This window comes from Streptomyces sp. NPDC093089 (assembly GCF_044754405.1).
GTDB lineage: Bacteria > Actinomycetota > Actinomycetes > Streptomycetales > Streptomycetaceae > Streptomyces.
On the sequence record NZ_JBIVPA010000005.1, the window covers coordinates 330,843 to 341,820 of the forward strand.

At 72.5% G+C, this 10,978-nt stretch carries 11 protein-coding genes; 6 read left to right on the forward strand and 5 right to left on the reverse strand.

Annotated elements, in window-relative coordinates; genetic code table 11:
* Positions 1-135 precede the first annotated feature (135 nt).
* Together ACIQFX_RS14185 and ACIQFX_RS14190 are read left to right on the forward strand one after the other, a co-directional pair.
* Positions 136-276 carry an SPW_0924 family protein gene (locus ACIQFX_RS14185; protein ID WP_402462328.1) on the forward strand — a complete coding sequence of 47 codons (141 nt, stop codon included), beginning with the start codon at positions 136-138 and terminating at the stop codon, positions 274-276.
* Between the two features lie 11 nt (positions 277-287).
* The gene (locus ACIQFX_RS14190) at positions 288-1,274 is read left to right on the forward strand and encodes a DUF3068 domain-containing protein (protein ID WP_402462331.1); all 987 of its coding nucleotides are present in this window, start codon (positions 288-290) and stop codon (positions 1,272-1,274) included.
* Here the strand turns inward: ACIQFX_RS14190 and hrpB are convergent.
* Together hrpB and ACIQFX_RS14200 are read right to left on the reverse strand one after the other, a co-directional pair.
* Positions 1,258-3,825: an ATP-dependent helicase HrpB gene (gene hrpB / locus ACIQFX_RS14195; protein WP_402462334.1), complete on the reverse strand. Its 2,568-nt coding sequence runs from the start codon at positions 3,823-3,825 to the stop codon at positions 1,258-1,260. The genes ACIQFX_RS14190 and hrpB overlap by 17 nt on opposite strands.
* Positions 3,826-3,989: 164 nt before the next feature.
* Positions 3,990-4,820, reverse strand: coding sequence for a class I SAM-dependent methyltransferase (locus ACIQFX_RS14200; RefSeq protein WP_402462337.1), 831 nt, complete (start codon positions 4,818-4,820; stop codon positions 3,990-3,992).
* A gap of 345 nt (positions 4,821-5,165) precedes the next feature.
* Here ACIQFX_RS14200 and rpsA point away from each other — a divergent pair, with 345 nt between their 5' ends.
* A complete protein-coding gene (rpsA, locus tag ACIQFX_RS14205) occupies positions 5,166-6,677 on the forward strand; it encodes a 30S ribosomal protein S1 (protein ID WP_015032828.1) in 1,512 nt (503 codons plus the stop codon).
* Positions 6,678-6,769: 92 nt separating this feature from the next.
* On the opposite strand, the gene ACIQFX_RS14210 is transcribed toward rpsA, so the two are convergent.
* Positions 6,770-7,717, reverse strand: coding sequence for a right-handed parallel beta-helix repeat-containing protein (locus ACIQFX_RS14210; protein ID WP_402462340.1), 948 nt, complete (start codon positions 7,715-7,717; stop codon positions 6,770-6,772).
* A 235-nt stretch (positions 7,718-7,952) separates the two neighbouring features.
* Between ACIQFX_RS14210 and ACIQFX_RS14215 the strand changes: the two genes are divergently transcribed.
* From ACIQFX_RS14215 to ACIQFX_RS14225, 3 genes are all read left to right on the forward strand, one after another.
* Positions 7,953-8,891: a PAC2 family protein gene (locus ACIQFX_RS14215; protein WP_402462343.1), complete on the forward strand. Its 939-nt coding sequence runs from the start codon at positions 7,953-7,955 to the stop codon at positions 8,889-8,891.
* A gap of 108 nt (positions 8,892-8,999) precedes the next feature.
* The gene (gene coaE, locus ACIQFX_RS14220) at positions 9,000-9,614 is read left to right on the forward strand and encodes a dephospho-CoA kinase (protein ID WP_402462347.1); all 615 of its coding nucleotides are present in this window, start codon (positions 9,000-9,002) and stop codon (positions 9,612-9,614) included.
* A gap of 69 nt (positions 9,615-9,683) precedes the next feature.
* A complete protein-coding gene (locus ACIQFX_RS14225) occupies positions 9,684-10,052 on the forward strand; it encodes a tetratricopeptide repeat protein (RefSeq protein ID WP_402462349.1) in 369 nt (122 codons plus the stop codon).
* 10 nt (positions 10,053-10,062) lie between these two features.
* Here the strand turns inward: ACIQFX_RS14225 and ACIQFX_RS14230 are convergent, their stop codons facing one another.
* Both ACIQFX_RS14230 and ACIQFX_RS14235 read right to left on the reverse strand, forming a co-directional pair.
* Positions 10,063-10,332 (reverse strand): DUF6343 family protein, encoded by a 270-nt coding sequence (locus ACIQFX_RS14230; protein WP_402462352.1) that lies wholly within the window; start codon positions 10,330-10,332, stop codon positions 10,063-10,065.
* A 219-nt stretch (positions 10,333-10,551) separates the two neighbouring features.
* A complete protein-coding gene (locus ACIQFX_RS14235; protein WP_402462355.1) occupies positions 10,552-10,884 on the reverse strand; it encodes a hypothetical protein in 333 nt (110 codons plus the stop codon).
* Positions 10,885-10,978 lie beyond the last annotated feature (94 nt).

The window sequence follows — 10,978 nt, forward strand, 5'->3', positions numbered from 1 at the left end:
GCCGCCCCGCCGTCCCCACCGGACGACGGGGCGGCGCTCCGCGTTACCCGGGTGCAACGTGTTCTCATCTCGCGGTCGCGTTGCTACGGTGCCCCCGCCCTGACGACCTATCAGATCGCCCCCGGGAGGCCGACCATGCGCGCCCTCGTCGCCGCCGCCATCGGACTCGCCCCAGTCCTCCTCCTCGTCCTCCTCGTGTCCGTGGTCGATCTCCCGCCCGACGGCCCCACCTCGCCCAAGCCCCTGCTCACCGCCGATCCCGGCCCCAAGAAGTAGAGGGGCCGACCGTGCGCCGCCGAGCCAGCCTCGTCCTGCTCGCCCTCGCCGTCTTCTGCGCCGGGACGGCCCCGTTCCTCCGCTGGTACGCCTTCCCCCGCCTGGCGAAGATCCCGCCGAACCAGTACCAGGAGACCGTCCTGGAGGCCCGCCCCGCGACCCTCCTCAACTACTCCACCCTCCAGGCGGAGAAGGTCGACAAGATCACGATCATCCAGACCCTCAAGGGCAACGTGGAGGAGTCCCGCCGCATCGAACGCGACGCCGGACGCGACGTCGTCGTCTGGGACGCCCTCGCCTACGTCACCGGCCCCGACGGCAAGATGGTCTCCCAGGTCCCCGAGCGCTACATCTTCGACGCCCACACCCAGGACCCCGTCCACGCCACCGGCGAGTCCGTCGACGGCGACCCGGTCCGGCGCGAGGGCATCGAGTTCAAGTTCCCCTTCCTCACCGAGAAGCGGGACTACCAGTACTTCGACGCCCAGACCCGCACCGCGGCCCCCATCCACTACAAGGGCACCCGCACCTTCCGGGGCATGGAGGTCTACTACTTCGAGCAGACCGTCCCGTGGACCGAGGTCCCCATGCCCAAGTCCATGCCGGTCAAGGGCATCACCCCGAAGGTCCTCGCCGACTCGGGCCTCACCCGCTGGTACACGACCAAGCGCATGTTCTGGATCGAGCCGGTCACCGGAGCCCCCGTCAACGGCGAGGAGATCCACAAGGAGGAGCTCCGCAACGCCAAGGCGCTGATGGGCCGGGACACCCTCACCGTCTTCGAGGGCCATGTGAAGATGCGCGAGGACTACCTGAAGAGCGTCGGCGAACTGGTCTCCGCCAACCGCCTCACCGTCCTGGTCCTCGTCTCCTACGGCCCCTGGACCCTCACCTTCCTGGCCCTGGCCCTGCTCTCCCTCTCCCTCTGGCTGGAGGCCCGGTCCCGCCGCGCCGCCCCGACATCCCCGGCCGCCGACCCGGTCACCGCTCCCGTCTGAGCCGGGCGCTCGTGTGCCGGGTCGGCTCCGCCCCCGACGGGTCCTCCGGCCACGGGTGCTTCGGGTACCGCCCCCGCAGCTCCGCCCGCACCGCGCGGTAGCCCTCCCGCCAGAACGACGCCAGGTCCGCCGTCACCGCCGCCGGCCGCCCGGCGGGGGACAGGAGGTGGACGAGGACCGGGACGCCCGCCACCCGCGGCGTCTCGGCGAGGCCGAACATCTCCTGGAGCTTCACCGCGAGCACCGGCCGCTCACCCCCGTAGTCGACCCGGATCCGCGAACCGCTCGGCACCTCGATCCGCTCAGGCGCCAGCTCGTCGAGCCGGCCCGCCTCGCCCGAGGCCCACGGCAGCAGCCGCCGCAGCGCCCCGCCCGCGTCGATCCGCCCCAGATCGGCGCGGCGCACCGCCCGCGACAGCTCCGGCTCCAGCCACTCCCCGGCCCGGTCGACCAGCGGCCCGTCCGCCACGTCGGGCCACGGTTCCCCCAGCTCCCGGTGGAGGAACGCGAGCCGCTCCCGCAGCTCCCCGGCCTCCCGGCCCCACCGCAGCAGCCCCGGCCCCTCGCGCCGCAGACCGTCGAGCAGCGCCTCCCGGACGAGGGCGGGCGCGGCCCCAGCCCCCAGCGGCCGTACGGTCAGCTCGACCGCGCCCAGCCGGTCCACCGAGCGCGCCACCACGTCCCCGTCCTCCCAGTGGACCTCCTCGCCCGTGGACCGCAGATGCCCGGCGGCCCGCCGGGCCACGGACTCGTCGACCACGGCCGCGAGCCGCACCCGCGCCGTCGCGTCCCGCGCCGTACGGTCCGCCACCGCCACGGCGAGCCACGGCGAGGTGCGCAGCGCCGAGCCCTCGGCGAGCCGCGCACCACTCCCCGACACCATCAGGTACCCGCCCTGCTCCCTGGCCCTGGCGACCCGCTCCGGGAAGGCCAGCGCCGTCACCAGCCCGGCCACGACGTCCTCGGCCTCCCCGGCGGACCCGCCCGCGGCCCCGCCGGCCCCCGGGCCGCCCCCGTCCGCCGCCTCGCCGGCCGACCGCTCCAGACGGCGCGCCTCCGCCTTCCACCGGGCTCCGTAGCCGTCGGCCCCCCGGCGGGCCGTGCGCCAGGCCGCCGCCAGGTCGTCCCCGTACTCGCGCGGCGGCTCCTCGCTGAGCAGTGCCACCACCTCCGCCGCCCGGCGGACCCCGACCTCGGCCGCGCCGTCGAGGAGGGCACGCCCCAGCCGCGGGTGCAGCCCGAGCCGGGAGAGCCGTACGCCCCGCGGCGTGGCCCGTCCGCCGTCGTCCACGGCCCCGATCGACTCCAGGACCGCGCGGGCCGCCGCCATCGCCCCGGCGGGCGGCAAGTCGAGCAGCGCCAGCCCCGCCGCCGTCGGATCGCCCCAGCAGGCGGCCCTGAGGGCGAAGTCCGCCAGGTCGGCGATCCTGATCTCGGGAGAGGGGAAGCGGGCCCGGCCGCCGTCCTCCGCCTCGGACCAGCACCGGTAGACCACGCCGAACGCCTCGCGGCCCGAGCGCCCCGCCCGCTGGGTCGCCGCGGCCGTCGACACCGGCACCGTCGCCAGCGAGCCGAGGCCCCGCGCGTGGTCCATGCGCGGCTCCCGCGCGAGCCCCGAGTCCACCACGATCCGCACCCCCGGGACCGTCAGGCTCGACTCCGCCACGGACGTCGAGAGCACCACCCGCCGCCGCCCGCCCGGCTCGGCGCCCCGCAGCACCGCGTCCTGCACCGCGGCGGGCGCCCGCCCGTGCAGCTGGAGCACCTCGGCGTCCAGACCGGCGAGCAGCCCCGCCGTCCGCGCGATCTCCCCCGTGCCCGGCAGGAAGCAGAGGACGTCGCCCTCGTGCCGCCCCATCGCCGACCGCACGGTGGCCGCCACGTGGCGCAGCAGCGCCGGATCCACCCAGGTCCCGTGCGCGGGCCTGATCCCGGTGGGCGGCGCGGCGAACCGGACCTGGTGGCCGTGCCCCTGTCCCTCGCTCCACACGACCGGCGCGGGCCCGGTCCCGTCCACCACCGTGAGCAGCCGCGCCCACGCCTCCGCGTCGCTCGTCGCCGAGGCCGCGATCAGCTTCAGCTCCGGCCGCAGCGTCGCCCGCACGTCCACCAGGAAGGCCATGGCGGTGTCGGCGTCCAGATGCCGCTCGTGGCACTCGTCGAGCAGCACCACGTCCACGCCCGCCAGCTCCGGGTCGCGCTGGAGCCGCTGGAGCAGGATGCCCGTCGTCACCACCTCGACCCGGGTCGCGGGCCCGGTCCGCCGCTCGCCGCGCACCGAGAAGCCCACCGCGCCGCCGACCTCCTCGCCGAGCAGCCACGCCATCCGCCGCGCCGCCGCCCGCACCGCCATCCGGCGCGGCTCGGCCACCAGCACCCGGCGCCCCGGTCCGTCCCCTATGAGCCCCGCGAGGGCCAGCGGCACCAGCGTCGTCTTGCCGGTGCCGGGAGGAGCGGACAGCACCGCCGTGCCGCGCTCCGCGAGCGCGGCGAGCAGCTCGGGGACGGCATGGCGGACGGGGAGGCGGTCGAGTGCTTCGTGTCGGATCACGCGTTCAGTCTCGTACGTGCGGAAGACGAGGCGGGCCCCGTTGTCCACAGGGCCCACCCGGTCATATGACTGGTACGACTATCGCCGCGCGGTCTCGCACCCCGCTCCGCTACCGCGGTCCCGCACCCCCGCTCCGCCGCTACTCCACCACTTCACTCACTTCACTACTCAGCGCGCTCGCACACGAAGATCGCCGTCCCCGGGATCAGGTTGCCCCGCAGCGGGGACCAGCCGCCCCACTCCTGGCCGTTCCACGCCGGCCACTCCGGCTCGACCAGGTCCACCAGCGTGAACCCGCCGGCCACCACGTCGCGCACCCGGTCGCCGATCGTCCGGTGGTGCTCCACGTACACGGCCCGCCCCTGCTCGTCCTGCTCGACGTACGGCGTCCGGTCGAAGTAGGAGGCCGCCACCGAGAGGCCCTCGGGGCCCGGTTCGTCCGGGAACGCCCAGCGGATCGGGTGCGTCACCGAGAACACCCAGCGGCCGCCCGGCCGCAGCACCCGGCGCACCTCGCGGAAGACCCGTACCGGATCTGCGACGAACGGCACCGCGCCGTACGCCGAGCAGGCCAGGTCGAAGGAGCCGTCCCGGAAGGGCAGCGCCCCGGCGTCGGCCTCCACCAGCGGCACGTCCCCGCCGATCCGCAGCGCGTGCTGGAGCTGCCGGTGCGAGAGGTCGAGCGCGACCGGCCGCGCCCCCTGCGCCGCCAGCCACCGCGAGCACTGCGCGGCGCCCGCGCCGATCTCCAGGACGTCGCGGCCCTTCAGCGAGGCGGCCGGCCCCAGCAGCCCGGCCTCGGCCTCGTCGAGCCCCTCGGGACCCCACACGAACCGGTCGTCGCCGAGGAAGGAGCCGTGCTCGCTCTGGTACTCGTCGGCGTTCCTGTCCCACCAGCCACGGCTCGCCCGGCTGCTCTCCGCGTCCCCCGCGTCACGCCTGGTCGCCTCGGCCTCGTCCTCGGCCGCCTCTTCGTGTTCGTACTCTTGGTTCATCTCGCCCGTCGATGTAGTTTGCGCTCAGTGCCGCGGTGCGGCGGACCCCGCCGCTGCGGCGTGGGAGGCATGACTCGTGCCGGAATTGCACCGATCTGCCCAGGGTGCGCGCTTCGCGCATTGACCCTGTCCGGCTGCCCCCGTATGCTAAAGGTTGCGCTGCGGGCCTGCGCGCCTCAGACGGAGCAGGCCGCGCTCGTACCTGTTGTATGTCCCCTCGGTTTTCGAGGCTCCCCCCGTCCGCGGGAAGGGTGCCTCATTGGCTGTCCGGCTTCTTGGTGCGATACGGGCTCTCGGCGTAGCAGTACCTACGACTTTCTGTCCGTAACCGGAGCCCTTTCCCACATGACGAGCAGCACCGAGACCACCGCCACCAGCACCACCCCGCAGGTTGCGGTCAACGACATCGGTAACGAGGAAGCCTTCCTCGCCGCGATCGACGAGACGATCAAGTACTTCAACGACGGCGACATCGTCGACGGCGTCATCGTGAAGGTCGACCGGGACGAGGTCCTGCTCGACATCGGTTACAAGACCGAAGGTGTCATCCCGAGCCGCGAGCTCTCGATCAAGCACGACGTCGACCCGAACGAGGTCGTCAAGGTCGGCGACGAGATCGAGGCCCTGGTTCTCCAGAAGGAGGACAAGGAAGGCCGCCTGATCCTCTCGAAGAAGCGCGCCCAGTACGAGCGCGCCTGGGGCACCATCGAGAAGATCAAGGAAGAGGACGGCATCGTCACCGGTACCGTCATCGAGGTCGTCAAGGGTGGTCTCATCCTCGACATCGGCCTCCGTGGCTTCCTGCCGGCCTCCCTCGTCGAGATGCGTCGTGTCCGCGACCTCCAGCCCTACGTGGGCAAGGAGCTCGAGGCGAAGATCATCGAGCTGGACAAGAACCGCAACAACGTGGTCCTGTCCCGCCGCGCCTGGCTCGAGCAGACCCAGTCCGAGGTTCGCCAGACCTTCCTCACGACCCTGCAGAAGGGTCAGGTCCGCTCCGGCGTCGTCTCCTCGATCGTCAACTTCGGTGCCTTCGTGGACCTGGGTGGCGTCGACGGCCTCGTGCACGTCTCCGAGCTGTCCTGGAAGCACATCGACCACCCGTCCGAGGTTGTCGAGGTCGGCCAGGAGGTCACCGTCGAGGTTCTCGACGTCGACATGGACCGCGAGCGTGTCTCCCTGTCGCTGAAGGCGACGCAGGAGGACCCGTGGCAGCAGTTCGCCCGTACGCACCAGATCGGTCAGGTCGTCCCGGGTAAGGTCACCAAGCTGGTTCCGTTCGGTGCGTTCGTCCGCGTGGACGAGGGCATCGAGGGTCTGGTCCACATCTCCGAGCTGGCCGAGCGCCACGTGGAGATCCCGGAGCAGGTCGTCCAGGTCAACGACGAGATCTTCGTCAAGGTCATCGACATCGACCTCGAGCGTCGTCGCATCAGCCTCTCGCTGAAGCAGGCCAACGAGTCCTTCGGTGCCGACCCGGCCTCGGTCGAGTTCGACCCGACCCTGTACGGCATGGCCGCGTCCTACGACGACCAGGGCAACTACATCTACCCCGAGGGCTTCGACCCCGAGACCAACGACTGGCTCGAGGGCTTCGAGACCCAGCGCGAGGCCTGGGAGACCCAGTACGCCGAGGCGCAGGCTCGCTTCGAGCAGCACCAGGCTCAGGTCATCAAGTCCCGCGAGGCCGACGAGGCCGCCGCTGCCGAGGGTGCTGCCGCCCCGGCCGCCGGCAACGCCGGTGCGGGCATCTCGGGTGGTTCGTACTCCTCGGAGTCGGACGACAACTCCGGCGCCCTGGCGTCGGACGAGGCGCTCGCCGCCCTCCGCGAGAAGCTCGCCGGCGGCCAGAGCTGAACAGGCTCTCCGCTGAGCGCTAGCCGCTAGCGCATCGAGGCCCGCTCCCCTTCGGGGGAGCGGGCCTCGGTCGTTTCCGGCCCGCGCCGGTTTCAGGGGGTGACGGTGATGTTCGTCAGGCCGTTCCCACCGGTCACCGTGTTCGAGGCGTACACCGTGGTCGTACAGCCGGCGCTCTGGTTGGTCACGTTGATCGCCAGCCGCTGGGGGCCGGTGGCGCCCGTGAGGTTCGAGTGGTTGCCGCGGAAGACCGTCCCGCAGCCCCAGCCGCCCTGCTGGCTGTGGGTCTCGAAGCCGTTGTTCGTCGTGTTCACTCCGGTGTTGTCCGCCACGAGGACGCCGTTGCCCTTCACGTCGACCCATGAGTCGTCGTAGTTGGCGCCGGTGAGACCGCGTCCGTCGAAGGTGTTGCCGACGATCCGCGCCCCGGTGGTGCCCTCCTTGATGTCGACGCTCTCGCCGCCGACGTCCGGCCCGATGACGTTGTTCAGGATCTGCGCGCCGTCGCTCTTGTCCGTGAGGGTGTTGGCGGTGCCGATGTACACCCCCTCGCCCATGCCGCGCCCGTCGTTCCCGGTGTCGTAGATCCGCGAGTTCCTCAGGACTCCGTTCCTGCTGGAGTTGCGGAAGTGCACGCCCTCCATGTCCAGGTCGTGCACGGTGACCCCGTCGATGACCACGCCGTTCGCGGCGTCCGCCATGATCCCCTTCTGCCCGCCGGTCACGGTGATCCCCGCGACCGTCCAGTACGAGGCGCCGTTGAGGTGCAGCCCGTAGCCGCCGCCTGCCGTGAGCACCGCGCGCGGGGAGCCGGTCAGCGTGATCCTGGCCGAGGCGGTGCCCGGGACGGTGGCCTTGAAGTTGCCGGTGTACGTGCCGTCGGCGAGGTGGATGGTGTCGCCGGGACGGGCACCCGCGAGTGCCGTCTTGAGCTGGGCGGCGGTCGCGACCTCGACGGTGGCGGCCGCGGCGGGCGCGGTGGCGAGGGGGATGGTGAGGAGCGCCGGGAGCAGGGGGAGGAGCAGCGTTCGGGTGCGCATGGGGGAGGCCTTCCGGACGGGAACGGGACGGTGTTCCTGTATGTGCACGATGGTCGGGATGCTGAACGCGATGCTGCCCCGAGACGGTAGGGAGAGGCCGTGGCCATGTCAAGGTCTGGACCAGTGCCCGCCGGGTCCGCTCCGTGCGTCGAACTCCACCGGAAGATCGTCCGGCACGGGAATGGCCGTGCCGCGCACGGCGTTTCCAGAGAGAACACGAGGAGGAGCGGTAATCGTGCTTGATCCCCAGGATTTGTACGAATGGGACGAGAAGGGCCTGGCTGTCGTCGACCTCGCCTTGGCGCAGGAGTCGGCCGGGCTGGTCATGCTGTACCACTTCGACGGCTACATCGACGCGGGCGAGACGGGCGAGCAGATCATCGACCGCCTCCTCGACACGCTTCCGCACCAGCTGGTGGCCCGCTTCGACCACGACCGGCTCGTGGACTACCGCGCCCGCCGGCCCCTGCTCACCTTCCGCCGCGACCGCTGGACCGCGTACGAGACTCCGTCCATCGAGGTCCGCCTCGTCCAGGACGCCACCGGCGCCCCCTTCCTCGTCCTCTCGGGTCCCGAGCCCGACGTGGAGTGGGAGCGGTTCGCCGCCGCCGTCCGGCAGGTCATCGAGCGGCTCGGCGTGCGCCTCTCCGTCAACTTCCACGGCATCCCCATGGGCGTGCCGCACACCCGACCGGTCGGGCTCACCCCGCACGGCAGCCGCACCGACCTCATGCCGGGCCACCGCAGCCCCTTCGACGAGGCCCAGGTCCCCGGCAGCGCCGAGTCCCTCGTCGAGTACCGGCTCACCGAGTCCGGTCACGACACCCTCGGCGTCGCCGCGCACGTCCCGCACTACGTCGCCCGCTCCCCGTACCCGGACGCGGCCCTGACCGCCCTCGAAGCCGTCACCGCCGCCACCGGCCTCGTCCTCCCCGGCGTCGCCCACTCCCTCCGGACGGAGGCCCGCCGCACCCAGACCGAGATCGACCGCCAGATCGGCGAGGGCGACGAGGAGCTGGTCGCGCTCGTGCAGGGCCTTGAGCACCAGTACGACGCGGCGGCCGGCGCGGAGACCCGCGGCAGCCTGGTCGCCGAGCCGGTCGAGCTGCCGTCGGCCGACGAGCTGGGCCGCGAGTTCGAGCGCTTCCTCGCCGAACGGGAGGGCGACGCCTAGGTCCGGTCCGGAATCCCCGCCCTGCTCGGTGCTGCCCTCCGGACGGGATCCGGGTCCTGCCCGGGGGCGCGGGACCGCCGTCCCGGGGCAGGCCCTAAGCTGCCGCTCATGCTGAAGGTGGGCCTGACCGGCGGGATCGGCGCCGGCAAGAGTGAGGTGTCACGGCTGCTCGTCTCGTACGGGGCCGTGCTGATCGACGCGGACCGGATCGCCCGCGAGGTCGTCGAGCCCGGGACCCCGGGACTCGCGGCCGTCGTGGAGGCCTTCGGGGAGGACGTCCTCACCGAGGAGGGGACGCTCGACCGGCCGAAGCTCGGCTCCATCGTGTTCGCCGACCCCGAGCGGCTCGCCACCCTCAACGCCCTCGTCCACCCCCTGGTCGGGGCCCGGTCGGCGGAGCTGGAGAGCCGGGCGGGGGCCGGGGACGTCGTCGTCCACGACGTACCCCTGCTCACCGAGAACGGACTCGCGCCGCTGTACGACCTGGTCGTCGTCGTCGACGCGTCCCCGGAGACCCAGCTCGACCGGCTCGTACGGTTCCGGGGCATGGCAGAGTCCGAGGCCGGGGCCCGGATGGCGGCCCAGGCCACGCGCGAGCAGCGGCTGGCCGTCGCCGACCTCGTGATCGACAACGACGGACCGCTCGACGCGCTCGCTCCGCAGGTCCGGAAGGTCTGGGACGAACTGGAGCGCCGGGCCGCCGCCCCCGCGAAGGACGGGTAGCGCGGGCCCGGCGGAATGCGGTCACGGGGTCCGGTGTTCAACCACCGGATCGAGGGGAAGGATGCCATCGTGGCCGACAGGAACCCGGAAACGCACGTCATCGACTTCCGCGCCGCCGAGCACCTGCTGGCCGCGCGGGACCCCCGTGGCGCCGTGAAGCTGCTGGACTCGGTGATCGCCGCCCACCCCGAGAACACGGCCGCGCGCCTGCTGCGCGCACGGGCGTTCTTCGCGGCCGCCCAGCTGCGCCCGGCGCAGCTGGAGTTCGAGCTGGTCCTGGAGCGCGAGCCGGACAACGCGTTCGCCCACTTCGCGCTGGCCCGCACCTTCGAGCGCTCCGGCAACACCGCCCAGGCCACCCGGCACTTCCGCCTCGCCGCCGCCCTCGACCCGAAGCCCGAGTACCTCCGCGCCGCGGGCTTCGACACCCGGAACTGACGGCGCGGGTTCAGCGCCCCTGGCCGCCGTGATCGGGCTCGTAAGGCGGGATGTTCCGGCCCGGCTGCCAGTGCGGGCCCTGGCGCAGGTGGTGCAGCACCATCGTCAGGTCGACCGTGGCCACCAGGAGCAGCACCCCGCAGGCCGCGGCCCAGCCCGGACGGCCGACCAGCGCGAACACGGTCGTGCCGAAGGCGCCCCAGAGCAGCCCCCACAGACTCAGCCAGAACCGCAGCCGCAGCGCGCTGCGCGCGGTCACCGGCTCGTTGCCGCTCCGCATGACGGTCACATCCCCCGTCCGGGTACCCGAGGGCTACCACCAGCATGTACCCGCGGCGGGGGAAAGGGAACGACGCCCCGGTGTCCCCGGGGCGCCTTCGCCCGACCGAATCCTCGTCCGGCCGTCGCTTCCGTCCGGCCGTCGCTTCCGTCCGGTCGTCATTTTCGTCCGGTCGTCACTCCCGACCGGTCGGATCCTCGTCCGGCCGTCCTCGTCCGCTCAGTGGACGACGCTGTAGCTGCGCCAGGGCAGGGTGTCCGGCGCGATCGAGTCGCTCAGGTTGGTGGCCAGGTAGATGGACGGGCCCTGGCAGTCACGGGTGCGGTAGAGCATGATGTCGACCAGCGTGTTGTTCTCCACCTTGGTCACACCGGACGGCGCCATCTTGTGGCAGCCGTTCACCGAGGGGCTCGTCACGGTCACCAGCAGCTCCCGTTCCGTCTCGTACGAGAGGGTGCCCACGGCGGTGCGGTCGAGGCCCGAGCAGCCGGCGACGGCGAGAGTGAGCAGCACGGCCCCGGTGGCGGTCGTGAGACGCCGGCGAACGGACATGGCGGAATCCTCTTCTTTCGGGTCCTTTCAGGCCACCATGCCGCCCACCGCGCCCGCTGTCATCCGCTGTTGGGCCGCCTGGGGGAACCACCCG

What these genes read in the sequence shown, in the direction of transcription:
- ACIQFX_RS14185 (WP_402462328.1), top strand. Translation starts at nt 136, where the DNA reads ATGCGCGCCCTCGTCGCCGCCGCCATCGGACTCGCCCCAGTCCTCCTC.
- ACIQFX_RS14200 (WP_402462337.1), bottom strand. Translation starts at nt 4,820, where the DNA reads ATGAACCAAGAGTACGAACACGAAGAGGCGGCCGAGGACGAGGCCGAG.
- rpsA (WP_015032828.1), top strand. Translation starts at nt 5,166, where the DNA reads ATGACGAGCAGCACCGAGACCACCGCCACCAGCACCACCCCGCAGGTT.
- ACIQFX_RS14210 (WP_402462340.1), bottom strand. Translation starts at nt 7,717, where the DNA reads ATGCGCACCCGAACGCTGCTCCTCCCCCTGCTCCCGGCGCTCCTCACC.
- coaE (WP_402462347.1), top strand. Translation starts at nt 9,000, where the DNA reads ATGCTGAAGGTGGGCCTGACCGGCGGGATCGGCGCCGGCAAGAGTGAG.
- ACIQFX_RS14230 (WP_402462352.1), bottom strand. Translation starts at nt 10,332, where the DNA reads ATGCGGAGCGGCAACGAGCCGGTGACCGCGCGCAGCGCGCTGCGGCTG.
- ACIQFX_RS14235 (WP_402462355.1), bottom strand. Translation starts at nt 10,884, where the DNA reads ATGTCCGTTCGCCGGCGTCTCACGACCGCCACCGGGGCCGTGCTGCTC.